This is a genomic window from Anaerostipes amylophilus (genome assembly GCF_025567365.1).
Taxonomy (GTDB): domain Bacteria; phylum Bacillota; class Clostridia; order Lachnospirales; family Lachnospiraceae; genus Anaerostipes; species Anaerostipes amylophilus.
In genome coordinates, this window is the sequence record NZ_JAOQJG010000001.1 from 26,795 (window position 1) to 51,907 (window position 25,113).

General features: G+C 36.7%; 22 protein-coding genes and 2 tRNA genes. 4 read left to right on the forward strand and 20 right to left on the reverse strand.

The genetic code is table 11. The features are described 5' to 3' along the window. Positions 1-5: 5 nt before the first annotated feature. The 10 genes from pstB to OCV53_RS00190 all read right to left on the reverse strand — a co-directional run bounded on the left by pstB (position 6) and on the right by OCV53_RS00190 (position 11,904). Positions 6-758, reverse strand: coding sequence for a phosphate ABC transporter ATP-binding protein PstB (gene pstB / locus OCV53_RS00145; RefSeq protein WP_022375181.1), 753 nt, complete (start codon positions 756-758; stop codon positions 6-8). A 5-nt stretch (positions 759-763) separates the two neighbouring features. Beyond that, entirely contained in the window at positions 764-1,666 is a 903-nt protein-coding gene (gene pstA, locus OCV53_RS00150; protein ID WP_055196215.1) for a phosphate ABC transporter permease PstA, read from the reverse strand. Position 1,667: 1 nt separating this feature from the next. Beyond that, positions 1,668-2,516: a phosphate ABC transporter permease subunit PstC gene (gene pstC / locus OCV53_RS00155; RefSeq protein WP_055196216.1), complete on the reverse strand. Its 849-nt coding sequence runs from the start codon at positions 2,514-2,516 to the stop codon at positions 1,668-1,670. Between the two features lie 32 nt (positions 2,517-2,548). Continuing rightward, positions 2,549-3,433 carry a substrate-binding domain-containing protein gene (locus OCV53_RS00160; RefSeq protein ID WP_055196217.1) on the reverse strand — a complete coding sequence of 295 codons (885 nt, stop codon included), beginning with the start codon at positions 3,431-3,433 and terminating at the stop codon, positions 2,549-2,551. Positions 3,434-3,931: 498 nt separating this feature from the next. Beyond that, the gene (locus tag OCV53_RS00165; RefSeq protein ID WP_055196450.1) at positions 3,932-4,948 is read right to left on the reverse strand and encodes an FAD:protein FMN transferase; all 1,017 of its coding nucleotides are present in this window, start codon (positions 4,946-4,948) and stop codon (positions 3,932-3,934) included. Positions 4,949-5,028: 80 nt separating this feature from the next. Further along, positions 5,029-6,321 (reverse strand): hypothetical protein, encoded by a 1,293-nt coding sequence (locus tag OCV53_RS00170; protein ID WP_055196218.1) that lies wholly within the window; start codon positions 6,319-6,321, stop codon positions 5,029-5,031. 142 nt (positions 6,322-6,463) lie between these two features. Beyond that, entirely contained in the window at positions 6,464-7,726 is a 1,263-nt protein-coding gene (locus tag OCV53_RS00175) for a dihydroorotase (RefSeq protein ID WP_009265529.1), read from the reverse strand. 23 nt (positions 7,727-7,749) lie between these two features. Next, complete coding sequence (locus tag OCV53_RS00180) at positions 7,750-8,196, reverse strand: hypothetical protein (RefSeq protein WP_055196219.1); 447 nt, start codon at positions 8,194-8,196, stop codon at positions 7,750-7,752. Positions 8,197-8,267: 71 nt separating this feature from the next. Further along, positions 8,268-10,406 (reverse strand): polyphosphate kinase 1, encoded by a 2,139-nt coding sequence (ppk1, locus tag OCV53_RS00185; protein ID WP_242852071.1) that lies wholly within the window; start codon positions 10,404-10,406, stop codon positions 8,268-8,270. Between the two features lie 109 nt (positions 10,407-10,515). Next, positions 10,516-11,904, reverse strand: coding sequence for a glycine--tRNA ligase (locus OCV53_RS00190; RefSeq protein WP_055196221.1), 1,389 nt, complete (start codon positions 11,902-11,904; stop codon positions 10,516-10,518). Between the two features lie 198 nt (positions 11,905-12,102). Here OCV53_RS00190 and OCV53_RS00195 point away from each other — a divergent pair, with 198 nt between their 5' ends. Further along, complete coding sequence (locus OCV53_RS00195) at positions 12,103-12,435, forward strand: helix-turn-helix domain-containing protein (RefSeq protein ID WP_242852072.1); 333 nt, start codon at positions 12,103-12,105, stop codon at positions 12,433-12,435. Positions 12,436-12,532: 97 nt separating this feature from the next. Here OCV53_RS00195 and recO read toward each other — a convergent pair whose 3' ends face one another. From recO to OCV53_RS00225, 6 genes are all read right to left on the reverse strand, one after another. Continuing rightward, entirely contained in the window at positions 12,533-13,255 is a 723-nt protein-coding gene (gene recO / locus OCV53_RS00200; RefSeq protein ID WP_055196223.1) for a DNA repair protein RecO, read from the reverse strand. Between the two features lie 2 nt (positions 13,256-13,257). Then, on the reverse strand, positions 13,258-14,163 hold the full coding sequence (era, locus tag OCV53_RS00205) for a GTPase Era (RefSeq protein WP_022374164.1): 906 nt from the start codon (positions 14,161-14,163) through the stop codon (positions 13,258-13,260). A 23-nt stretch (positions 14,164-14,186) separates the two neighbouring features. Beyond that, on the reverse strand, positions 14,187-17,087 hold the full coding sequence (locus tag OCV53_RS00210) for an insulinase family protein (RefSeq protein ID WP_055196224.1): 2,901 nt from the start codon (positions 17,085-17,087) through the stop codon (positions 14,187-14,189). Positions 17,088-17,180: 93 nt separating this feature from the next. Continuing rightward, complete coding sequence (locus tag OCV53_RS00215; RefSeq protein WP_055196225.1) at positions 17,181-18,554, reverse strand: GH25 family lysozyme; 1,374 nt, start codon at positions 18,552-18,554, stop codon at positions 17,181-17,183. 132 nt (positions 18,555-18,686) lie between these two features. Beyond that, positions 18,687-19,418, reverse strand: a complete 732-nt coding sequence (gene sigE, locus OCV53_RS00220) for an RNA polymerase sporulation sigma factor SigE (RefSeq protein ID WP_055196226.1) — start codon at positions 19,416-19,418, stop codon at positions 18,687-18,689. Next, positions 19,408-20,208 (reverse strand): sigma-E processing peptidase SpoIIGA, encoded by an 801-nt coding sequence (locus OCV53_RS00225; RefSeq protein WP_070097204.1) that lies wholly within the window; start codon positions 20,206-20,208, stop codon positions 19,408-19,410. Before OCV53_RS00225 ends, sigE begins: the two co-directional genes overlap by 11 nt. Positions 20,209-20,367: 159 nt before the next feature. Between OCV53_RS00225 and OCV53_RS00230 the strand changes: the two genes are divergently transcribed. Next, positions 20,368-20,865: a DNA-deoxyinosine glycosylase gene (locus OCV53_RS00230; protein WP_022374169.1), complete on the forward strand. Its 498-nt coding sequence runs from the start codon at positions 20,368-20,370 to the stop codon at positions 20,863-20,865. On the opposite strand, the gene OCV53_RS00235 is transcribed toward OCV53_RS00230, so the two are convergent. Continuing rightward, positions 20,847-21,521, reverse strand: a complete 675-nt coding sequence (locus OCV53_RS00235) for an MBL fold metallo-hydrolase (protein ID WP_022374170.1) — start codon at positions 21,519-21,521, stop codon at positions 20,847-20,849. The genes OCV53_RS00230 and OCV53_RS00235 overlap by 19 nt on opposite strands. Next, a complete protein-coding gene (locus OCV53_RS00240) occupies positions 21,518-22,420 on the reverse strand; it encodes a deoxyribonuclease IV (protein ID WP_022374171.1) in 903 nt (300 codons plus the stop codon). Before OCV53_RS00240 ends, OCV53_RS00235 begins: the two co-directional genes overlap by 4 nt. Before the next feature lie 162 nt (positions 22,421-22,582). Here OCV53_RS00240 and OCV53_RS00245 point away from each other — a divergent pair. After that, a tRNA-Leu gene (locus OCV53_RS00245) sits at positions 22,583-22,667 on the forward strand. A gap of 5 nt (positions 22,668-22,672) precedes the next feature. Next, a tRNA-Leu gene (locus OCV53_RS00250) sits at positions 22,673-22,756 on the forward strand. Positions 22,757-22,894: 138 nt separating this feature from the next. Here the strand turns inward: OCV53_RS00250 and OCV53_RS00255 are convergent. Both OCV53_RS00255 and OCV53_RS00260 read right to left on the reverse strand, forming a co-directional pair. Further along, positions 22,895-24,094, reverse strand: coding sequence for an NADP-dependent isocitrate dehydrogenase (locus OCV53_RS00255; protein ID WP_055196228.1), 1,200 nt, complete (start codon positions 24,092-24,094; stop codon positions 22,895-22,897). 101 nt (positions 24,095-24,195) lie between these two features. Next, positions 24,196-24,918, reverse strand: a complete 723-nt coding sequence (locus OCV53_RS00260; protein ID WP_055196229.1) for a GntR family transcriptional regulator — start codon at positions 24,916-24,918, stop codon at positions 24,196-24,198. Positions 24,919-25,113: the final 195 nt, after the last annotated feature.

Genomic DNA, 25,113 nt, shown 5'->3' on the forward strand with positions numbered 1-25,113 from the left:
CTAAATCACCCAAACCTTCCTGTAATATAGTCTTCTGTTCTCTTATCCTGTGGCATGGAAAATAATTGTTCTGATCTTCCATACTCAACCATCTCTCCTAACAAGAAGAATGCTGTATTATCGGAAATTCTGACTGCCTGCTGCATATTATGTGTTACCATGATGATCGTATACTTTGATTTTAATTCTACCGCAAGATCTTCAATTTTGGAAGTAGAAATTGGATCAAGTGCTGATGTTGGTTCATCCATTAATAAAACTTCTGGTTCTACTGCTAAAGCTCGTGCGATACATAGTCTCTGCTGCTGTCCTCCAGATAATCCTAATGCACTCTTCTTTAAGCGGTCTTTTAATTCATCCCAGATTGCTGCATTTCTTAAAGATTTTTCTACAATCTCATCTAACTTTGCTTTATTATGGATTCCATGTGTTCTTGGTCCATATGCGATATTGTCATAGATACTCATTGGAAATGGATTTGGTTTCTGAAATACCATTCCAACTCGTTTTCTTAATAAATTCACATCCATGTCTCCATAAATGTCTTCTCCGTCTAATGTCACTTTTCCAGTGATCTTACAACCTTCTACAAGATCATTCATCCTGTTTAATGATTTTAATAATGTAGATTTTCCACATCCAGATGGTCCGATAAATGCTGTAATCTCATTTTTGGGAAGATCCAGATTAATATTTTTTAAAGCCTTGAATTTTCCATAATACAGATCAAGGTTTTCAACTTTCATTTTACTATCCATATTGGTTACCCTTTCGTAATTCGTTTTGCAATAAATGAAGATACGGCATTGATCACAAGCACGATCAGAAGTAATACAACGGCTGTTGCATATGCCTGATTGATATGTAATCCCTCGCAGGATAATACATACATGTGAAGTGCCAGTGTACGTCCTGATCCCATAACATTTGCAGGGATTTCTGCAATCGTACCTGCTGTATACATTAATGCTGCCGTCTCACCGACAATACGTCCGATTCCTAAAATAACTCCAGATAAGATTCCTGGAACTGCTGATGGCAGGATAATACGAAATACGGTTCTTAACTTTCCTGCTCCAAGTCCAAAGCTTCCTTCTCTAAAAGAATCAGGCACAGACTTTAATGCTTCTTCGGTTGTTCTCATGATCAATGGTAAGATCATGATTGCCATTGTTGCTGCTCCAGATAGCAGACATAATCCCCATCCCAAAGCTTTTACGAAAAATAACATACCGAATAATCCATACACGATCGATGGAATTCCTGATAATGTTTCTGCTGTTAAACGAACAACCTCAACTAATTTATTTCCACGTTTTGCATACTCTACTAAATAAATTGCTGCAAAAATTCCAAGTGGTACTGCAAATAATAAAGATAATACTGTCATGATCAAGGTATTAATGATTGCTGGGAATACCGATGCATTTTCACTTGTATATTTTAATTCAAATAATTGTGAATTTAAGTATGGTACTCCATTTACAAGAATATAAACGATCAAATATGCCAGTACTGCGACAGTTGCGATCATCGCAACATTTACAAGAAGCCATAATACAAAGGATAACGGCGTTCTTTTATATGATTTCATTCTTTGTATCCAAGACGTTTTATTGATCGCTTGGATCTTTTCTACTGATTCCATTTCTTTTACCGCTTCCATTTTAACGTTCCTCCTTGCTCTTTAATACTGCAAAGCACAGGTTGATCATTAAGATAAATACAAATAATACAACTGCTGTTGCGATCAGTGCTTCTCTGTGAAGGTCTGTCGCATATCCCATTTCAAGGACGATATTAGAAGTTAAAGTACGAACTCCAGAGAACATTCCATCTGGAATGATCGCCTGATTTCCAGCTACCATAACAACTGCCATTGTCTCACCGATCGCACGTCCAATCCCTAATACGATTCCTGCCAGAATTCCTGATTTTGCTGCCGGTAATACTGCAAAGAATACGCTTCTCTCATGACTTGCTCCAAGTCCTAAAGATCCTTCATAATAACTTTCTGGAACTGCACGGATCGCACTCTCTGATACTCCAATAATTGTTGGAAGGATCATGATCCCAAGTAAAATAGATGCTGTAAATACACAGTTACCATTTCCAAACATATTACGGAAAGTTGGTACTAATACAACCATCCCAAAGAATCCATATACAACAGACGGGATTCCTGCCAGAAGATCAACTGCCGGCTTCACTATTTTATAAACTCGTTCATTACAAAACTTTGCCATATAGATCGCTGCAAGGATTCCAACTGGAACTCCAACTAAGATTGCACCTGCTGTTACATAAATACTTCCTATGATCATTGGGAAGATGCCAAAGATTCCACTCTTTGGCATCCAAATCTTTCCTAATACAAAATTTCCAAGTCCAATCTTCCCGATCGTAGGAATACCATTCACGAACAGAAATGCACAGATCAAAATTACTGCCAGAATTGAGGCACATGCTGCGAGCAAGAATACGACATGCATGATTTTTTCTGAATATTTCTTCATTCTTACCATTCCTTTATATTGATGATTTCTTCTTATTTAACATCTGCCCATTTTGTTGTTTTACCTGTGTAGATATCTTTTACCTGAGCACTTGTTAATTCATCAACCTTGCTGTCTTTGTTTACGATAACTGCAATTCCATCTTTTGCGATAACTGTTGCTTTTACACCTTTTTTAGTTTCGCTGTCTGCAAGATCACGAGATGCCATACCAATATCACATGTTCCTTCGATCGCATTTGTAACACCTGTTGTTGAATCGCTCTGCTGTACTTCAACTGTTACGTCTTTGTTTGCTTTTGCATATGCTTCTTTTAATTTTTCCATAACTGGTGTTACTGATGAAGATCCACCAACTACAACTTTACCTTTTGCTCCATTTGATTTGTAAGCTGGTGCCTTTTCGTCTGCTTTGATGTATCCATTATCCTGAATGACCTTCTGTCCATCAGCACTCATAATGTAGTTTTCAAAATCCTGTGCCTGTTTGTTTAATTTGTCTTTTGTTACAATATTAAATGGACGAACAATTTTATATGATCCATTCTTTACATTATCCACACTTGCCTCAGCTCCATCAATCTTCACTGCTTTTACTGTGTCATTTAATGATCCTAAGGATATGTATCCGATTGCTGCTTTATTTTCTGCAACTGTTGTCATCATAACTGATGTTGAGTTTGTGATCTGTACACTTGATGTTGTTTTGTCTACTTTATTTCCGTCTTTGTCTTTTTCTTCAATTCCGAATAATTCGATGAAAGCTCCTCTTGTTCCTGATCCGTCTTCTCTGGATACTGCTGTGATGTTTTCGTCAGCGGATGCTTTCTTATCACTGCTTGAACTTCCGCCACATCCTGTTAAGATGCTTGATGCTGCTACTGTTGCTACTGCTAATGTTAATATTTTCTTTCTCATAGTTCTTACTCTCCTTTTGAACTTTGTGTTCGTATCAATTACAGATATTATGTTACTTCGGAAATGTAAAATCAAAAAGAAGAGTTGTGTAAAGTTTTTGTTAAATGTAAAGTTTTTAGATAGGCTTACATGTATGTGACAGGGATCAAAGAAAAACAAATATTTAAAAGAATCCAGGTGGCAACGTTTAACATATACACCCACTTAAATTTTTCAATCTTGTAATTGTCCACACTTTAGACTTCTGGTATATGATAAAAAATAAATAAACGATCGGAAGAGCAGCATTAGAATTTTGCCACGTTTTTTACGGATTCGCAGCCGGCTTGGTGCGCTGTTTGAGCCTCAAAGAGTTCTGGGCTAAATAGCTTTGAAGGCGAGTTCGCAAAGAAAGCCGGCGGATCAGCGATCTGTAAAAAACGTGAGGAAAATTCTCTAGCTGCTCTTCCGATCGTTTATTTATTTTTCATCATATACTCAAAATCTACAGTTGGCCAACTACAAATTTAAAATTTTATAATCTTTTGCTGTTAATGTAAATTCCACTCCATCGCTTACATATACTTTATTGTTTTTATCTACAAAAACAGCCTTTGCATTATATTCTTTTAACAATTTCTGGCTTTTCTTTACTCCTAAACTGAAACATGCTGTAGATAGTCCGTCTGCGTTGAGTCCTGAATTGCAGATGATCGTGCAGGATCTGATATCTGTTTTTACACTGTATCCTGTTTTGGAATCTAAGATATGAAAGTAGCGTTTGCCTGTCTTTTTATCTGTAAATGTTTTTTCATAATCTCCAGATGTTGAAATGCTTGTGCCGCTTTTGACTTTGATCCCTCCTAGGACTTCTCCGTCTTTGCCGTTTGGATCTTGGATCCCTACGTTCCAGTCGGAGCCGTCAGATTTTTCTCCATAAACTACAATGCTTCCTCCTAGGGCTACCATGGCTCCTGTGATTTCTTTGTCTTTTTTGATCATCTTGATGGCTTCGTCGGTTCCGATTCCTTTTCCATAGGCTCCAAGGTCTATCTTGGTATTTTTGTCGCATGCAAGGATTTCTCCGTTGTCTTTGACTGTGACATGCTGGCTGTTTTCTGACAGATCTCCGCTGATCGCTTTCTTAATCTTATTTGCATCTGGTACTTTTGGGCTGCTTGATTCAAAATCCCAGAGTTTTGTTAATGCTCCGATCGTTGGATCTACCGTGTTTCTTCCGTCTGCATAGGAGTCCTGACTGATCTTGATCGCTTGTTGTAACCAGTTTTTAAGATTCCCTGTGACTTTTGTTTTTCCGTTGTTTTGTTCTAATTTCTGATTGATTTTTGAAACCTGGGAACTTTTTAATCTCCATGACAATTGTTGTTTTTCAAGTTTCTTTTCCATGTCGATGATCTTTTGTTCTGTCTGTTCCAGATCATCGCTTGTTCCATAGAGTGTAATGTTCGTTACAGTTCCCATTGCAAAATCTGTATGGCTGTATGATGTCGATTCCTTTTTGCATCCTGTCATCATAGATGGGATCATACTGATGCACAAGATACTTGCGATCATTTTTTTCAATGTAAGTTTCATATTCTTTACTTACCCCTTCTTTATAAATTTACATACTGCCATCCATACTCTTTGTAAGCTTTGATCTTTAATTTATTCTGACTAACATATTTTTGTAAGACTTTCTTCCTCTGATTTTGTGTGACAGAATCCTTCATCATCCTTATTGCAACATCAGGATATCCTTTACATAACTTCCAGATCGATCTCTCCAGAGATTCTCCATCTTCTGCGTATCTTGTCTTGGTTACTCGATAGCCGTCTTTTGTTTTCTTCAGATACATGACCCCTGGATAACTTCCACCAGAGTAGTTCTTTAACAGACTTCCATAACGATAATATGTTTCACTCCAAAAGTTCGCATAAACTTCTGCTCCGGATTTTGTTTCAACGATCTTATAAATATTCAGCATTGGGATTGTAACAAGTCCTTCTTCTTTATCTTCGTCAGATCTCTTTTTTGTCTCATCAAAGACTGCCTTGATCCTTAAGTCTTTCCCTGTATATTTGTATTCTGGAAGTTTGGTATTAAGTTTTATTTTGTCGGATGTTTTAAGATCTACCATTTCACTTTGTATGTCTGGCTGGTTTTCTTTTCCTGATAAAGTATATAGTTTTAGGCCGTCTTTGTCTACCACTAACACCGATTGTTTTCTGATTCCTTTGGAATCTTTCCACTGATATACATACTTACTTGATGAGACATCCATTGCACGGATCTTATCTCCGATCTTTCCAGGTATGTTGTCCGATTCTTTTTGTGTATGTTTATGATCTTTGATGATCGTCTGATACAATTTGTCTTTTTCACTGATCTGTTTGGATGGCGTGATTTTTGCAAATTTCATGTTCTCACACCGTTTGAGCGAATATGCATAAATATTTCCGTTTACTTTTCCTTGTAATTGATTGTAAATGATCATCCATTTCTGATCTTTTGACACCTTTATAGCCGTCTCAAGTCCTGGATTTTCTTCATCTCCTTCACTGTAGAAATGATCACATCCGATTTTGTCAAGATCTACCGCAGCAATGACTTTCTTCTTTGTTCTATCATAGATCACACTTCCGACAGAGTCTGAAAATACGGCAAGGTTATCTGAGCAATACGACAATTCTATTCCTTCATTCTGAAACAACCTATTATTTTTTGCCCTGTAAGAAAGCCAGGCACAGATCTGTGCTGCAGATGCTGACTGATCGCTTTTTTTGATCGTTGCATAGACTTCATTTTTCTGTGCCTGACTACTCTTACCCTTCCCACACCCTGTAAACAACGATGCTGCCATAACAGCACTCATCAATAGTAAAGTACCTTTCCCACACTTTCTCATCTTTGTTCCTCCTTATTCTCTTATTGTCTCCTGTCTTATTGTTTTCAACTTTATTATACAAAGAAAAAGCATCAAAAAAGAAAACAAAATCTTAAGATTCTTCTACATAATTCTTAATGATTTTGTTTTCTTCTTGTATACATTATAATTCTATGATCTTGCCATCACAGATCGTATATTTTACTTTTCCTTTTAATTTCCATCCTGTAAATGGAGAGTTCGTTGCTTTGGATTTATATTCCTTGACTTCCCATTCTTCCTCTGGATCAAACAAGACAACATCCGCAGGTTTCCCTTCCTGCAATCTTCCTTGTTCCATATTATATAGTTTTGCTGGATTGATCGTCATCTTCTCCAGAAGCTGCATCATAGAAAGATATCCTTTCTCCACAAGTTCTGTGACTCCAAGTGCCAGCGACGTCTCGATCCCTGTAATGCCACTTGGTGCCTGATCTAATGGTTTGTCTTTCTCTTCTTTGGAGTGTGGGGCGTGGTCTGTCGCAATGATCTCGATCGTACCTTCCTGTAATCCTTTGATGATCCTCTGACGGTCTTCTTCTGTTCGCAGTGGCGGGTTCATTCTTGCCAGTGTTCCGTATTTTAATACGGCCTCTTCTGTCAACGTGAAATGGTGTGGAGACGCCTCTGCGTAAACATTCGCACCTTTTTCTTTGGCTTCTTTCACGTAATCTACCGCAACACCAGAGCTGATATGCTGAATATCGACTTTCGCTCCTGTTTTGACTGCTAATTCACAGTCTCTCTTTACCATCACGGCTTCTGCCAGGTAAGAAGCTCCACCATAATTTAACTGTTCGGAGACTTTTCCCTGATTCACTCCTGGCTGTTTAATATATGCAGGATCTTCTTCATGAAGACTGATCGGTACATCTAATTCTTTGGCTTTCTTCATGGCTTCTTCTACGAGCTTCTCATCCATCAGTGGAATTCCATCGTCTGTAAATCCACGAACCCCTGCTTCATAGAGTGCATCCATGTCTGTTAATTCTTTTCCTTCAAATCCTTTGGACACAGCTGCTGCCTGCCATACTTTGATCGGAAGTTGTTCACATCTGTCTTCGATCTCTTTGTAAATATCCACAGAATCCACGACAGGCTTTGTATTTGCCATACATACTACCGTCGTAAATCCACCAGCTGCTGCCGCAGCAGAACCTGTCTGTAAATCTTCCTTATATGTAAATCCCGGATCGCGGAAATGTACATGTACATCGATCAATCCAGGGGCTGCGATCATCCCGGAAGCATCAATGACCTGTTCAATGCCAGAGACATCATCTACCTTACCGATCTGTCTGATCCTCTTCCCGTCTAATAAAATATCTGTTACCTGATCGAATCCGCTTTCTGGATCCATCACTCTTGCATTCTTAATTAAAATCATCTCTGCCTCCACGATCATATGTTTTATTTTACTTGTTCTTTCACTGCTTCAGCGACAGTTTCTAAATTATCTTGTGTCAGTTCTTTTTCTGATTTCACGACAATAACATAGTTATTTCCGCTCTTTGATGTGATCGTCCCAAATGCATTGTATGCTGTCTCATCATCAATTTCTTTTGTCATTGGTACAAACGCTACTTCTTCTGTCTCGATCGTATCTCCGATCTCGTAATTATGTCCTTTTTCTTCCAGTGCCATTACCTCATTAGAGATTGTTTCATCTAGATCTTCTTCCATGATCTCCTCAGATTTTCCTTCACACTGCTGAATGCTGACATTCATTCCATTGACTTCAAAACTGTTATCAGAGGCTTTGGTCGTGATCTTCTGTTTGATTGCAAATCCTCCGGCTACAGATAAGCAGATTCCTACAACTGCTAAAAACTTTTTATTAAAAATAATTTTTCTCATAGCATATCCCTCCTTGAATGTTGGCATTTTTGTTAGCTATAGTATACCCTATTTCAGGTATCAATTGCGAGTTATTTTTTTCTTAATTTTTTATTTCCAAAAAAGATACCTTTTACCTGATGTAAAAATGTTTGTTTTGGTGTCTTTTCCTTCTTTATAAGTCTTTTCGCTTCATTTAAGAAATAAATCTGCGAATTCACATTGTCTTCTCGTTTCTTTTTCGTTGTATATTCTCCACTTGAAAGCAATACCTGTGCCTGAATATTATCCTGTTTCATAATCTTGATCATCTTTAAGATTCTTTGTTTTAGCCTTGGATCATAGATTGGCACTGCAACTTCGACTCGTCTTCTTGTATTTCTTGTCATCATGTCTGCTGATGAAATATAAATATCTGTATCGTCCCCAACTCCAAATGCATAAATTCTTGAATGCTCTAAAAATCTTCCGACAATACTCTCCACCCTGATATTTTCTGTCTTTCCTGGAATTCCCGGACGGATACAACAGATTCCACGAATCAGAAGAAATATCGGAACACCTGCTGTTGAAGCTTTTGATAATTCGTCAATGATCTTTCGATCTGTCAGTGAATTCATTTTCATAAAGATTCCACATGGCTGGAAGCTCTCGGCTTTCATCTTTTCTCTCTCAATCCTTTTTATGATCTCATCCTGAAGACTTGATGGTGCGACAAGTAGATGTTTATAAGTTCTATTGAGATTAAAGGTCGCCATGTTATGAAAAAATATCGATGCATCCTGTCCAATCTTATCTGATGCTGTCATAAGACTTAAGTCTGTATACATTTTGGATGTACTTTCATTATAATTTCCTGTTCCTATCTGTGTAATATAGTAAATTCCACGACTGTTTTTCTTCGTGATCAGGCAAACTTTGGAATGTACTTTATAATCTTCCATTCCATACATAACTTTGCATCCTGCTTCTTCTAAGATTTCTGAATAATTGATATTATTTTCTTCATCAAATCTTGCTCTAAGCTCCATCAACACAAGAACTTCTTTTCCATTTTCGGCAGCCTCGCACAAATATTTGACAATCCGTGCCTGTTTTGCTAAGCGGTAGATCGTAATCTTAATTGATAGTGTCTCTTTATCTCTTGCACTTTCCTTTAATAATTCAATAAAAGTATCCATGCTGTCAAATGGAAATGATAGCAGTTTATCCTCCTCCATGATCTGTTTTGTCACGCTCATCCCTGGAATAAAATCTCTGTTTAGTGCTGGTGTAAATGGACGATAGCATCCATTTTTTCGTTCTTCTTTGGAGACTTTATCTGTTAACTTATAAACATATTTCAGATCTAGCGGACTCTGACTTTTGAAAATATCCTGTTCTGAGATATTTAACCGCATAGACAGATATTTCTTAATCTGTTTATGATCATTTCCTTCAAATTCCAAACGAACCGGTTTTAATCTTGCTCTCATTTTAATGATCTTTTTCATGTGAGTACGATAATCGTCCGTTGATTCATAAATCTCATCATCCGGATTGATGTCAGCACTTCTTGTGATACACAAAACGGCCTTTTCTTCCACGGAATAATTTTCAAACAGATCATCACAATAATACAAAATGATATCTTCCAAAAGTACATACCTTCTTCCATCTCCAGGAAAGAAGATCATTCTCTCCAAGTCTCTCGGAAGTCCGATGATCCCGAATGATATTTTCTCTTTCTTTTTTAAGATCAGTCCGATTTGTAAAACCTTATTCGGAATATGTGGAAATGGATGCTGTTTGCCGATCACGATCGGGGAAAGCACTGGTAAGATCATCGCTTCATAATATGATCTTAATTTTTTCTTTTCTTCTTTTGTAAGTTCCTCAATCTTGCTTCTTATAATATTTTTCTGTTCTAATTCTTTTGAAACTTTCGCAAATATCTGATCCCGTAATTCATATAATGGTCTTACATGCTTTGCGATTTCATCTAATTGTTCTTCTGGTGTAAGATCAGATCTGATATCTCTGTGATCATCATGGATCAGACTCATCTCATGAATACTTCCAACTCTGACCATAAAAAATTCATCCAGATTGTTTGTAAATATCTCTAGAAATTTTAATCGCTCAAAAATAGGAACATTCTTTTTATCCGCTTCTCTTAAAACTCTTTCGTTAAACTTCAGCCAGGACAATTCTCTGTCCTGTGTGTAGGAAAAATCATAGTGTTTGTTCATAATCCTGCCCTCCATGATCCTTTTGGCTGTTTTCAGGGTTTTTATTAGGTAAATTTAGGTAAAGAAAATCCGGAGAGATATCAGATATTCCCCCGGATCCTCATTCTTATTAATATGCGAATTTTTCTGCAAAATATGCTTTCAGATCTTCGATCTTAATACGTTCCTGTTCCATTGTATCACGGTCACGTACTGTTACTGCATTATCTTCTAAAGAGTCAAAGTCAAATGTTACACAGTAAGGTGTTCCGATCTCATCCTGTCTTCTGTAACGTTTACCAATGTTACCACGTTCGTCAAATTCACAGTTATATTCTTTTGCTAATTCTTCATAAACTTTCATAGCACCATCACTTAACTTCTTAGATAATGGTAAGATACCGATCTTAACAGGTGCTAATGCTGGATGGAAATGAAGAACTGTTCTTGTATCCCCACCTTCTAATTCTTCTTCATCGTAAGCAGAGCATAAGAATGCAAGTGTTACACGATCTGCTCCAAGAGAAGGTTCGATAACGTATGGAATATAACGTTCTTTATTCACATCATCAAAGTATGTTAAATCTTCACCAGATGTATTCTGATGCTGAGTTAAGTCATAATCTGTACGGTCTGCGATACCCCATAATTCACCCCATCCAAATGGGAACATAAATTCAATATCAGATGTTGCCTTAGAATAATGAGATAATTCTTCTTTCTCGTGGTCACGCACTCTCATCTCATCTTCTTTGATTCCAAGTGTCTGTAACCAGTTGATGCAGTAATTCTTCCAATATTCAAACCATTCTAAGTCTGTCTCTGGTTTGCAGAAGAATTCTAATTCCATCTGTTCAAACTCACGAGTACGGAAAGTAAAGTTTCCTGGTGTAATCTCGTTACGGAAAGATTTACCGATCTGTCCGATTCCAAATGGGATCTTCTTTCTTGATGTTCTCTGAACATTCTTGAAGTTTACAAAGATTCCCTGTGCTGTCTCAGGACGTAAGTAAACTGTATTCTTCGCATCTTCTGTAACACCCTGGAATGTCTTGAACATCAGGTTGAACTGACGGATCTCTGTAAAGTTCTTCTTTCCACAAGTTGGGCATACAACATCATGCTCATTGATGAAGCTTTCCATCTCTTCTTTGGACCATGCATCCACAGATCCTTCGATCTCCATTCCATGTTCCTGCATATAATCTTCGATCAGTTTATCTGCACGGAAACGTTCATGACATTCTTTACAATCCATTAATGGATCTGAGAAGTTACCAAGATGTCCTGATGCTACCCATGTCTGAGGGTTCATTAAGATTGCAGCATCAATTCCGACATTATATGGGCTTTCCTGAATGAACTTCTTCCACCATGCTTTTTTAACGTTATTCTTAAGTTCTACACCAAGGTTTCCGTAGTCCCATGTATTGGCAAGTCCTCCATAGATTTCAGAACCGCTGTATACAAATCCACGTACCTTGGCAAGGTTAACGATTTTCTCCATTGTTAATTTCATAATAGCCTTTACCTCTTCACTTTTTTGTATTATTATATATTGTATCTTGTAATAAGTAATTTTTCAAGATATATTTGAAAAGCTTCACACTCGAAAATATATCAAATATACTGAATGAATATTACTTTTTAATTTTTTTTATATTATAATACTTAGTGTTATTATTATATGAGATATGAAGAAAGGGAATTTATAACCATGTATCAAATTGACTACACCAATGTTGGTAAAAGAATGAAAACTCTGCGCAAGCAGGCAGGGTACACTCAGGAACAGATTGCTGATGCACTTGATGTAACAGTTGCATTTATCAGCAACATTGAGAATGACCGCGTAAAGATGAACCTTCGTGTATTATCTTACTACGCAAAACTATTAAATGTATCTATTGACTATCTTCTTCGTCCAGAATCCGATGAAAATGGTGAGAAAGATAACGTACTGAACAAAGAAATTCTTCGTCTGTTAGAAAAATTTTCTACAGATGATAAAGAAAAATTTGTAAAAGTTCTTCGCATTTTATCAAAATAACAAATAGATACATATCTCAGTAACGAAAAAAACTTCAGGACTTGTTTTTATAAAACAAGTCCTGAAGTTTTTTATTTTTTTTTTTGTATCAAACAGATTACAAAAAAACGAGTGATTTAAATTCATGATCAATATGATATCTCATATATTCTCTTATGATCTTTTTTAATTCCCATAATACATCATCACTTACCTTAAATGTATAAAGCTTTTGAATTGAACTATACATGATGTACTGAAGGGTATACAGGGTTGAAGGGCTTACTTTTACTTTGCCATGCTCACAATCTTTGCATACAACGCCACATTCTTTTGCATCAAACCAGATCAGATTTTCGGTTTTTCCACATTTTACACATCTGGATGCTTCAATTCCTATTCCATAAAATGCGAGAATCTTAATCTCATAAATGCAGCGGATCAGTTCGATATTGATCGTCTTTTTCTCCAACGCCCGCAAAGTCTGATATAGTAATTTTAGGATTTCCAGTTCATCATTATTTTCTCTTGTAAGATATGATGCAAGCTCACAAAAATAACTGGCATAATAAATGAGATCTAAATCTTTCTTTAATGTATCAAAATAATTATCGACTCCTGCCCACATCAGATTAAAAGAATTCTTTCCTTCATATAAAGAAAACTCTCCAAATGTAAATGGCTGACAGGCAGCAGCATACTGGCTGGTTGCTTTTTTTGCTCCTCTGGCAAATGCAGAAATTCTTCCGCGTTCTTTTGTAAGGAGTACGATCCGTTTATCGTACTCCCCGATATTGCCAGCCTGTAAGACCATACCTGTCACTTTGATCTCCTGTGACATTTTTATACTTCTTTCTTATCGTATCCATAGTTCTTAAGCAGCATGTCACTGTCTCTCCAGTCTTTTTTCACTTTGACCCACAACTGAAGATTTACTTTCATATCAAGAAGGTTTTCCATCTCGATTCTTGCCTGTGTCCCGATCTTCTTAAGCATAGATCCCTGTTTTCCGATGATGATTCCTTTGTGGGAATCTCTCTCACATACGATCGTTGCATCGATATCTACGATATGTCCATGACGTCTGACCTTCATCGCATCGATCACAACAGCGATTCCATGCGGAATCTCCTGGCTTAACAAGCGAAGTGCTTTCTCACGGATCAGCTCTGCACAGATCTGTCTCTCTGGCTGGTCTGTGATCGTGTCTTCATCAAAATACATTGGACCTTCATCTAAATATTTATAAATGCTGTCTATGACATCATCTGTATTCTTGCCTTTCAGAGCTGATACTGGTATGATTTCTGCAAAGTCACATACATCTTTGTAAGTATCGATTGCTTCTAAGATATCTTTTTCTTCCACTGTATCAATCTTGTTGATCACCAAAATAATCGGTGTTTTGATCTTAGATAACTGTTCAATGATATATTTTTCACCGCCACCAATAAAAGTACTTGGTTCTACTAACCATAAAACTACATCAACTTCATTTAATGTGCGTTCTGCAACCTGTAACATATAGTTTCCAAGTTTATTTTTTGCTTTGTTGATCCCCGGTGTATCGAGGAAGATGATCTGTCCTCTTTCATCTGTATACACAGTCTGAATACGATTTCTTGTTGTCTGTGGTTTGCTTGATGTGATCGCGATCTTCTGTCCGATCAAGCGGTTCATTAATGTTGATTTTCCAACATTTGGTCGTCCGATAAATGTTACAAATCCAGATTTAAATTCATTTGCCATAAATTGTCCTTTCCCTGTTTTCTCTATAGTACGTGTTTTACTTCATCAAAATATTCTTTATTCTGATCAATCTTCTCTTCATTTCCAATACAGCAACGGTTTCCTGATTCTACGACTGCCTTAACGATCGGTGCTAACGCTCTGATATCTGCCTGTGTGCAAGATAATACCTGATCTCTGTCTTTCTGAAGATCTGCTTCTGTCTTTCCTAGGAAATATGCATGGAAACTTCTTGCTCCCATATCAACCGCTTCCATTGGAATATCCATATTTCCGATCGTTCCGATGATATATTTCTTCATATCTCGATCATCAGCATCGAAATTTGCTACATAATCTGCTGCCTCATCATAAACTTTGTAAGATTCTGCAAGATTTGGATCACGGTATGTCACAAACATAGAATCTCCCTGATCTGAGAAACTGCACATGCATCCATAAGCTCCACCTTTGACACGAAGCTGAATCCACAGATATTCGTAAGAGAAGATCATCTGCAATACTTTTAATGCCCCTGTATATTCAAGGCCTGCATCTTTAAAGTTTCCTGCACATGCTACATACTGAACACCACCTGCTGTTGCAAATCCTTCATTATTCTTTGTGCATATAACTTTAACTTTCTCACCCTGTTTCTGATCTTCATACAGCCCTTCGATAAAGCTTTCTACTTCTGCTTTCATGAATTCAGGAGCTTCTTCTTTTCCTGTGTAACTGATCGTCATATTCTGTTTCTCAAAAATTGCCTTCGCTGCTTTCTTTAATCCATTGACGATGTTGTCATATTCTTCCTCGAAGTTTTCATACCATTTCTTCACAGTATCAAACATTGTGATTCCCTGAATTGCTTCACGGTATGCTGCGTATTCTGAGAAATAAGACATCGCACGGTTTGCAGCACTCTTATGTCCTGTCTCTGTCAGTGTGATCTTAAGATTTGTATAAATCTGTCCGATGATCTCTTTTAATCGTTTCTTATCATCTAACTTGCTTTCAAATGCAACTTCTTTTAATAACTCGAATGCTTTTGTGATATTAGAATAGAAGCATTTTGTCTTTAAGATAAACATTGGCAGGAATTCATGAACATCGGTTGGCATAACATCCATTGTCGTACCGATTCCACCTGTCTCAATGCTGATCTCATTTCCTAATTCCTGATAGCTGTAGTTTGTTGTATCAACGATTGTTAAGATCTCTGCTAAAAATGATGCATATGGTACTAGATTCATTGGTACATGACTCATATCAAAAGCCAATTTGACATAAGCGATCTTGTTTGTAAAATACTGATGCCATAAGACTTTCACACCTCCAAGTTCAGATTCCACATTGGATAATGGTTTGACATCTTTTCTGATATCCTCGATATCGATGACTGGAATCTTCTCTAATTCCTCTTTTGTTGAAGCTTCTTCCTGTGATGCTTTTAACTGTTTTGTCTCTTCCACTAATTTCTTCACTTCATCTTCAGATAAAGAATCTTTATAAGCTTTTAATTTATTCGCTTCTTCCTGGTCTTTGACTTTCTGTAAACCTTTCTTTGGCTTCATAATTACAATGGACTTATGTTTGTTATTGATCAGATATTCTTTGATCAGATTTTCAAAATAACCATTCTCTATCTCATCTCTTAACTGCTTGAATGTCTCATTTGTCTTAATATGAATAAATGGTTTCTCATCGTCGTATAACCAGCTGTCAAACATCTGAAGTCCATACATCAATCCCTTTGGAAAACGTCCAAAGTTTGCTTCTCTGTATTTGAATTCATAATAATTAAATGCAGCTAAAAGATTTCTTCTTGGAATTCCTTCTTCGGCGATCTTTGCTAAATTCTCTTCTAAGATCTTAACAAATTCTTCTTCCTGATCATCCCTTGCTTCCTGTGCGATCACAGAAAATACTGGCTGCATGATTCCATTGTCATAAGAGCTTTGAATATCTTTTCCGATCTGTGCATCCATCAATGCTTTCTTCACTGGCGCCCCTGGTGCATCAAATAACACTCTATTTAAGATTTCAAATCCTAAGTAAAGTTTCGCATCCAGACTGTCCCCGATCACTGCATTATAAGATAAATAAGTCTTCTCTTCTTCAGAATCATTTTCCCCGACTGGATAATATTCTTCCACACGTTTTACTTCTGTAAACGGCTGCTGCTTCTCCCATGAAGAATCAATCTGTTTCTCATCGAAATCACTTAAATAATGTTCATCGATAAATGTCAGATATTCATCAACATCCATATCTCCATACAGATAAATATAGCTGTTGGATGGATGATAATAAGTCTTATGGAAATCAAGGAACATCTCATAAGTCAGATCAGGGATTGCCTTTGGATCTCCTCCTGATTCGAATCCATATGGTGTGTCTTCTAATAAAGACTTCTGAATGATACGGGCAAGCTGCTGGTCTGGAGATGAGAATACTCCTTTCATCTCATTAAATACAACACCATTATAAGTAAGGTCGGCATCTTCACTTAACAGATCATAATGCCATCCTTCCTGTTTTAAAATCTCTGGTTTCTTGTAGATGTTTGGATAAAATACGGCATCAAGATAGACATGTACCAGATTAAAGAAGTCCTTGTCATTCTGGCTTGCAACCGGATAGACTGTCTTGTCTGGATATGTCATAGCATTTAAAAATGTGTTTAATGATCCTTTGACCAGTTCTACAAACGGGTCTTTCATTGGAAATTCTCTTGATCCGCATAATACGGAATGCTCTAAGATATGAGGTACTCCAGTGTCGTCTTTCGGTGGTGTACGAAATCCGATCTGGAATACCTTATTGTCATCTTCGTTTGATACGACAACGACTCTTGCCCCTGTCTTGTTATGTTTTAAAAGGTATCCTGTTCCATTTAATTCTTCAATAGATTCCTGTTTGATAATTGTATATTTATTATTCATAAAATCTTACAAAATCTCCTTTTTCTATATCATTTGATACCTTTTATGCTACTACAAATGGAACAGAATTGAAAGGGGTAGTTTTGGTAGTTTTTATCGTTTTATTGATTTTACTGCTGTGTAGGAACTATAGTAATATGTTCCTGAAACTTTTTTCGCTGTTCTTATTTTAAAATAATATTTTTTACCTTTTTTTAATTTTGTTTTTGTGTAAGATGTCTTTTTGGCAGAAATAGTCGCGATCTTTTTAAATCCTGATTTTGATTTTGTGGACATATAGATCTGGTAATTGCTGATACCAGTTACTTTGCTCCATGTGATCTTGATTCCGTTTTTGCCGCTTTTCTTTACACTTTTGATCTTTGTTGGTTTTGGTGTGACTGTTACTTTGCAGGTTGCTTTAGCTGAACTGTTGAATGTTGCTGTGATGTATACTTTCCCTGCGGATTTTGCCGTGATCTTTCCATTTTTATCAACCGTTGCAATCTTTGTGTTGGAAGATTTCCACTGTACGGATATTTTTTTGCTGTTTGCAGGATCATACGCACTTAGTCCTGTTGTTCTTCCAACCGTTGTATTGATATTATTCTGACTGATGACAAGACCGATCTTGTAATTATAATCAACCTTTCCGGAAATTCCGTTAATCACTGTTGAATTGCTGCACTGCCATATCTGATAATTCTTCTTATAGGTGCAGGAATTACTGTACTGTGCAACCCATTTTGGATATTGATTAAATACAGATGCTGTGAGTTTTGTTTCAAAATAATATTTGCTGCTGTATACACCAAGATTATTATATCCTGCCGCCTTCATTGTGTTTAAAAATGTCTGTGCGATCTGGCTTGCTTTTGCAGCTGTTATCTTGCTGTTATTCATAACAGATTTATCTTCCATATCGTAGTAGATCGGATAAGACAGATTCTTTCCTTCTAACATTCTTATCACATGTTCGGCTTCACTCTTTGCTTTCTCTGTCGTATCCGCATAGGAATATAAGTAAACTCCATATGGTATATTCAGTCTCTCACATTCGCTTGTGTTATATTCCCATTGTGGATCATCCTGTGTCCAAGTCTGTGTTGTCTCATTCCACTCATTCATTCCATATCCACAACGAATGATCGCAAAATCTACTTTCCCTGTATTCTTTACTTTCTCCCAGTTGATCACTCCTTGATGATAACTTACATCAATTCCCTGTGCAGATGCATTCTCAGGCCGTTTTACATTGATACTTGTTGTTGTCCTCGCTGCTGTTTTCGTTGAATCAACAATTAATTTTCCATTTTTGTAACGGAAACTATTCTCTATTCCTTTTTTCTCGGCCTCACTTGCACTTAATGTTGTCTGACTTCCCCATACTTTGCAAACTGGCTTCACTCCCATCAGAAAGCTGATCAGTAAAAGAATCGTTCCTACGATCAACCCAGTCAGCATACCTAGTTTTTCACTTCTTCTCATTTTACCCTCCTTTTGTGCCTGGCGATTTTATAAAACCTGTCCCTCATTGCTGCTGTCTCATTGTTTTGTTAAATTCATTATAGCATGGATAAAATGACAAATAGTGAACATTTTCTTAAGATTTCTGCGAAATTATACACAACCCATCTTGATCATCTCTTTTTTCAAACGTTTGATGATCTTCTTTTCAAGTCTTGAAATATAAGACTGGGAGATTCCAAGAAGATCTGCAACCTCTTTCTGCGTTTTTTCTTCTCCCTCTTTCTGGTTGATCCCAAATCTTAATTCTATGATCATTTTTTCACGTTCTGTTAATGTTGTCATGGCACGCATCAAAAGTTTTTTATCAACCTCATGTTCTAAATCTTTATAAATGATATCATCATCTGTACCAAGGATGTCAGATAATAACAATTCATTTCCGTCCCAGTCAACATTGAGTGGTTCATCGATGGATACTTCCATTTTGGTCTTATTATTTCTTCTTAAATACATCAAGATCTCATTTTCAATACATCTGGATGCATAAGTTGCAAGTTTGATCTTCTTCGCTGGATTAAATGTATTGATCGCTTTAATGAGTCCGATCGTTCCAATGGAAATTAAATCTTCCACACCAATTCCAGTATTATCAAATTTCTTTGCTATGTACACGACAAGTCTTAAATTTCTCTCGATCAACTTTGATCTTGCTTCTTCCTGTGCTGATGTTCCGAGCATATGGATCATCTTCTGTTCTTCCACCGCATCAAGTGGTGCTGGAAGGATTTCTGTTCCTCCAATATAATGAATCTCATTTCCTCTTGCAAAAAATGTTCTCTTTCTACTTACCAAGCTTAACTTTAACACGACATTACCTCCCATTTTTTATCAAGTCCGGATGCAGCAGTATTTCATATTGTCCCCACTTTGAAAGGGAAACTTTGGAAACTGCAATGACTGCATGTGGTACTTCTATCCTTCGTTTTTCCTCAACGATCTTGAGATCACTGACAAAGATTGCCGTCATGATGCCCCCTTCTTTTCCAATGCTTCGATAAGGAATCAGACGGATCTTATCCGTTTCATACTTTTTGATGAATTCCTCTAATGAATGATGAAAATACCTTTTGAATGCTTCTTCCTCCAGAATACAGACCGGGAGATGACTGATCGGATCATATAAAAAATTTCCTGTATCTACAAAACCACATACACAAACTTTTGTATGATTCCATATAAATTCAACCTCATAAAAGTTTCCTTGCTTCTCCAGCAGATCTTTTCCGAGCAGCTCATACACTCTTCTTAGGAAAAACATAGTGGATAATGCACATATGATCCACGGCAATGAAAAGTGCTGTCTTATCACTGTAAAAATTCCTCCACTTACAAATGCAAGAATCCATGCATACAAACTGTAAGTTCCTGCCTTTTTCACAGATACGCCATACGCTGCTTTTATCGTTATGATCAAAACTGGTTCTATCATCAAAAAACTTAACGTATGATATTTACTACAAAATTCAAGGATCAGACATCCAAAAAAACTTCCGATTCCTGCTGAATACAACATTCTTAAGTATTCCATCTTCTTTTTTAAGATTGTTCCAAGCAAGATGAGTTGTATGATCCCCATCACCCATTGCTCGAAAAACATCTCTATGAAATACATATTGCAATTATAAGAAAGGATGCCGAAATACTTTGTCAAAATATAGAAGAAAAAAACAACAACTTCTTACAGCTTTTGACGAATTGTTTCACACTTTTTCACCATCTGATAAAATAAATGTAGTAAAATGTAGAAAAACAAAAGAAAGGACAACTTGATATGACACATGTGATTCATAAAATTCCACCTGTATACAATAAAAACAGCCAGATTTTAATTCTTGGTTCATTTCCTTCTGTAAAATCCAGAGAAGGACGGTTCTTTTATCATCATAAGCAAAACCGGTTCTGGAAAGTATTATCCACCATCGTAAATGATGTTCTGCCTGAGACGATTGATGAGAAAAAAGATTTTTTGTTAAAAAATCATATTGCTGTATGGGACGTGATCGCTTCCTGCGATATTGAAGGTTCCAGTGACAGCAGTATCAAAAATGCAGTTCCAAATGACTTCTCAGACATACTAAAAGCGGCCCCAATCCGTAAAATCTATACGAACGGTGGAACCGCTTATAAGCTTTATCATAAATATTGTGAAAAGGTAACAGGCATTAAAGCTATGAAACTTCCTTCAACAAGTCCTGCTAATGCTTCTTATTCTCTTGATCGTCTGATCAGTGAATGGAAAGTTATCGCAGATCAGATTTCAAAAGACTGATCTGCATGAGTAATATCTTTGACGATCTGATTCCATTTGCGTCCATCATCACAGTTTAGATAATGATGATTGATCTTGTATTTTTTGAAACAATGCATTGGAAATACTGTTTTTACATCCGTATGTTCCAGAAAATAATTCATTCCCCAGCAGTATTTATCTTCCTGTCTTGGGTCTAGCAGCATAAATGCAAGATCGATCTTCTTGCCTTCCAGATATTTCATTTCATCCTGGAAGGTATTTTTGTAATATTCATTGTCTTCTTCTGGCTCTCCATTCCAATGCCACCAGTTTAAATCTCCTGCATGATAAATTACTTTACCTTCCACTTCTACAATGTATGCCACTCCAATATCATTTGACTTTAATGTTTCTACTGTCATTTCGCTGATCTGCTTTTTCTCATGTGGTTTCATACGAAGTGCATTTTCCTTTGTTTTAACATCATCAGATATGATATATTGCACTTTTTCATATTGCTCTTTTAATTCCCAGATGACCGGATTATAATGGTCTGCGTGGCTGTGAGATACAAACACATACAGCATCTTATTCTTATCAAATGTTGGAATCTTTCCATGATAATAATCAAATAATAAGACTGTGTGTTCCATTTCTACCATGAAACCACTGTGTTCTATAAATGTGATTTTCATTTTGCATTATCCTCCAAAATCTTTTCCTTCATTTGTGGATCAAATGTTTCTGTGCGAAGCATCTCAATCTCGTATTTGTATGGCGGATAGGATTTCTTTCCGTCTTCTGTCTTGATATATGGTGTTTCTAAGATCTTTGGTACATTCTCAAAATCTTTGTGATGAACGATATAATTTAATGTCTCAAATCCAATTGTTCCAAATCCGAGATTCTCATGGCGGTCCTTACCTGCTCCGACTGGATTTTTACTGTCATTGATATGAAAGACTGCAATCTGGTCTTTGCCAAGTGCCTGATCGAACTTATCGATAACAGTATCAAACCCTTCTGTCAGATCTAGTCCGCTGTCACTTACATGACAGGTATCGAAGCATACTCTTAAATTCTCTGGATATTTAACTCCATCGTAAATTCTTTTTAACTCCTCAAATTCTCGTCCGATCTCGCTTCCTTTTCCTGCCATTGTCTCAAGTGCAATCTGAACCGGCATATCTTTGTACATGACTTTATTAAGACCTTCTATGATGCGGTCAATTCCTTTGTCTAAGCCCGCTCCGACATGGGAGCCAGGATGAAGTACAAGTGTATGGCTTCCCATCGCTTTCGTACGTTCTACCTCAACCTCAAGGAATTCTACTGCCAGTTCAAATGTCTCTAGTTTTGTTGTATTGGCAAGATTGATGATATAAGGTGCATGTACAACAAATGTATCCATTCCATTTTCTTTCATCAATTGTGTGCCTTCTTCGATTCGCAGCTCTTCAATCTTTTTCCTTCTTGTATTTTGTGGTGCACCTGTATACACCATAAATGTATTTGCTCCATAAGATAATGCTTCTTTGACTGATCCAAGAAACATATCTTTCCCTTTCATCCCTACATGAGAACCGATCAACATATTTTTGCCTCCAATTTTTAAATTTTCTTTGCTATTCTGATGCAGATTATACCGAAAATATCTTATAAAATCTATATTTTGTAACTTTTTTAAATTTTATTTGATTTTTTTTGTAATTTTTATTGACAGATTACGCTGATAGTGATATTATAACCTTGTTGCGCAGTTGTGGCGGAATTGGCATACGCGCTAGACTAAGGATCTAGTCCGGGTTAACTGGGTAGGGGTTCAAGTCCCCTCAACTGCATTCAAGCCGATGTGGCGGAATTGGCAGACGCGCTGTGTTCAGGTCGCAGTGAGCTTACGTTCGTGCGAGTTCGAATCTCGCCATCGGCATAACCGAAGTTGAAGCTTCGGTTTTTTTGTTTTTATGGATATTTTTGCAATTAGAAAAACGGTACAATGAACTCATAGATCCATGAGTTCATTGTACCGTTTTTGTCTTATATCTCTTTTACTATTTTAAGATCCCGATTATTTTAAGCGTTCTGCTACTGCTTTAATAAATCCTTCACTGTTTACAGCATTTACATTCTCAAGAGTTGTGATCAGTGCTAAGTCTTTTGTCATTGTTCCACTCTCGATCGTGTCTAATGTTGCTTTCTCAAGCTTATCAGCAAATTCCATTAATTCTTTATTGCCATCTAATTCTCCACGTTTTCTTAACGCTCCTGTCCATGCAAAGATCGTTGCTACAGAGTTTGTAGATGTTTCTTCACCTCTTAGGTGTTTATAATAATGACGCTGTACTGTTCCATGAGCTGCTTCATATTCATAGTATCCGTGTGGTGATACTAAAACAGATGTCATCATAGCTAATGATCCGAACGCAGAAGAGATCATATCACTCATAACGTCTCCATCATAGTTCTTACATGCCCAGATAAATCCACCTTCTGATTTCATAACACGTGCTACTGCATCATCGATCAGTGTGTAGAAATATTCAATTCCTGCCTCATCAAATTTCTCTTTGTACTCTGCATCAAAGATTTCCTGGAAAATATCTTTGAATGTGTGATCGTATTTCTTAGAGATTGTGTCTTTTGTTGCAAACCACAGATCCTGTTTTGTATCTAATGCATATGTAAAGCAGCTTCTCGCAAAACTTGCGATAGATTCATCAATGTTATGCATTCCCTGGATCACACCTGGTCCATCAAAATCATGAATTGTCTCTCTGATCTCTGTACCATCTTCTCCTGTAAATACTAATTCTGCCTTTCCTGCTCCTGGAACTTTGATCTCGACACCTTTGTATACATCACCATAAGCATGTCTTGCGATCGTGATCGGTTTCTTCCATTTGCTAACAGTTGGTTCAATTCCCTTAACTGTGATCGGTGCTCTAAATACTGTTCCATCTAAGATCGCACGGATTGTTCCGTTTGGACTTTTCCACATCTCTTTTAAATCATATTCGTCCATGCGTGCTGCATTTGGAGTGATTGTTGCACATTTGACTGCAACTCCATATTTCTTTGTAGCTTCTGCAGAATCAAATGTTACCTGATCGTTTGTCTCGTTTCTGTGTTCTAACCCAAGGTCGTAATATTCTGTCTTCAAATCAATAAATGGTAATAATAGTTCATCTTTGATCATCTTCCAAAGAATTCTTGTCATCTCATCTCCGTCCATCTCTACTAATGGAGTTGTCATCTGAATTTTGCTCATGGTCATTCCTCCTGCGTTACGTTTTATTTGCTGTCTGACTGTTATTTTCAGCTTATTGTTGTTTATCATACCAAAAAAACTGACAGTTGTAAATAAATGTATTAAGAATAATACACAGTGTTCGAAAGTTCAAACACAAAACTGTTTCGATCACCCCTGTATTTCGCAATAGAATATTCAATGACTGTATGCGTTACATCGTATCCTGTGGAATGAAAATAAAATAAAGGATCTCCATTTTTGATATCTAAAAGATCAGCACATGTTTCATCTGCAAGGATCACGTCCAACTTTCGTTTTATTGATGTAATATCTCTTCCTTCCTTATGAAATGTCTGATACAGACTTTCCTTTTCAAAATCAATGTCTGATAAGTGTTCAAACAGCCTGCATGGCACATACGTTGTAACCAAAACATTTGGCTGATCATCGATGTATCTTAGTCTTACCAGTTTATATACTTTCTCTGTTTCTGACAGATTTAATTTCTGACAGACTTCCTCCTCTGCCTTTTCTTTTTTGAATGTCAGGACTTTCGTTGATGGGGTAAGTCCTTTTTCTTTCACTTCTTGATCAAATGTCTGAATCACCTGTGCAAATTCCTGGCGGATCGTTGGATCACATACAATCGTTCCTCTTTTTTTTCGTTTCTCTAAATAGCCTTCACCTACTAAGATCTGTACTGCCTTACGGACCGTTGGACGGCTGACTTTGTAGATTTCTGCCAATTCATATTCATTTGGTATAATGCTTCCTTGTGGATAGACTCCGCTTAAAATCTTATCTAATAAATCTTTTTTTATATCTAAATAAAATGCTCCCATTTTATACTCTCTTTCTTTTACTTTATGGTATATCTGGATTGTTTCTTTGCTACGCAATTGATATTTTTGACACTTACATCACTTTATCGAATTTTTCATATTATGTCAATTTATTTCCTTTTATTTCATTTACATAATATTGACATAATAATTACATAATGTTATATTTTAATTAACATGAAGTAAACATATTGA

Excerpts from the sequence above, each read along its gene's own strand:
- pstB (WP_022375181.1), bottom strand. The coding sequence starts at position 758 with ATGGATAGTAAAATGAAAGTTGAAAACCTTGATCTGTATTATGGAAAA.
- OCV53_RS00260 (WP_055196229.1), bottom strand. The coding sequence starts at position 24,918 with ATGGGAGCATTTTATTTAGATATAAAAAAAGATTTATTAGATAAGATT.
- OCV53_RS00215 (WP_055196225.1), bottom strand. The coding sequence starts at position 18,554 with ATGAGAAGAAGTGAAAAACTAGGTATGCTGACTGGGTTGATCGTAGGA.
- ppk1 (WP_242852071.1), bottom strand. The coding sequence starts at position 10,406 with ATGAACAAACACTATGATTTTTCCTACACACAGGACAGAGAATTGTCC.
- OCV53_RS00255 (WP_055196228.1), bottom strand. The coding sequence starts at position 24,094 with ATGAGCAAAATTCAGATGACAACTCCATTAGTAGAGATGGACGGAGAT.
- OCV53_RS00165 (WP_055196450.1), bottom strand. The coding sequence starts at position 4,948 with ATGATGACAGGATGCAAAAAGGAATCGACATCATACAGCCATACAGAT.
- sigE (WP_055196226.1), bottom strand. The coding sequence starts at position 19,418 with ATGGGAGGTAATGTCGTGTTAAAGTTAAGCTTGGTAAGTAGAAAGAGA.
- OCV53_RS00230 (WP_022374169.1), top strand. The coding sequence starts at position 20,368 with ATGACACATGTGATTCATAAAATTCCACCTGTATACAATAAAAACAGC.
- OCV53_RS00180 (WP_055196219.1), bottom strand. The coding sequence starts at position 8,196 with ATGAGAAAAATTATTTTTAATAAAAAGTTTTTAGCAGTTGTAGGAATC.
- OCV53_RS00160 (WP_055196217.1), bottom strand. The coding sequence starts at position 3,433 with ATGAGAAAGAAAATATTAACATTAGCAGTAGCAACAGTAGCAGCATCA.
- pstA (WP_055196215.1), bottom strand. The coding sequence starts at position 1,666 with ATGGAAGCGGTAAAAGAAATGGAATCAGTAGAAAAGATCCAAGCGATC.
- OCV53_RS00170 (WP_055196218.1), bottom strand. The coding sequence starts at position 6,321 with ATGAGAAAGTGTGGGAAAGGTACTTTACTATTGATGAGTGCTGTTATG.
- recO (WP_055196223.1), bottom strand. The coding sequence starts at position 13,255 with ATGTCACAGGAGATCAAAGTGACAGGTATGGTCTTACAGGCTGGCAAT.
- OCV53_RS00225 (WP_070097204.1), bottom strand. The coding sequence starts at position 20,208 with ATGTATTTCATAGAGATGTTTTTCGAGCAATGGGTGATGGGGATCATA.
- OCV53_RS00240 (WP_022374171.1), bottom strand. The coding sequence starts at position 22,420 with ATGTTGATCGGTTCTCATGTAGGGATGAAAGGGAAAGATATGTTTCTT.
- OCV53_RS00175 (WP_009265529.1), bottom strand. The coding sequence starts at position 7,726 with ATGATTTTAATTAAGAATGCAAGAGTGATGGATCCAGAAAGCGGATTC.
- OCV53_RS00235 (WP_022374170.1), bottom strand. The coding sequence starts at position 21,521 with ATGAAAATCACATTTATAGAACACAGTGGTTTCATGGTAGAAATGGAA.
- OCV53_RS00210 (WP_055196224.1), bottom strand. The coding sequence starts at position 17,087 with ATGAATAATAAATATACAATTATCAAACAGGAATCTATTGAAGAATTA.
- pstC (WP_055196216.1), bottom strand. The coding sequence starts at position 2,516 with ATGAAGAAATATTCAGAAAAAATCATGCATGTCGTATTCTTGCTCGCA.
- OCV53_RS00190 (WP_055196221.1), bottom strand. The coding sequence starts at position 11,904 with ATGAAATTAACAATGGAGAAAATCGTTAACCTTGCCAAGGTACGTGGA.
- OCV53_RS00195 (WP_242852072.1), top strand. The coding sequence starts at position 12,103 with ATGTATCAAATTGACTACACCAATGTTGGTAAAAGAATGAAAACTCTG.
- era (WP_022374164.1), bottom strand. The coding sequence starts at position 14,163 with ATGGCAAATGAATTTAAATCTGGATTTGTAACATTTATCGGACGACCA.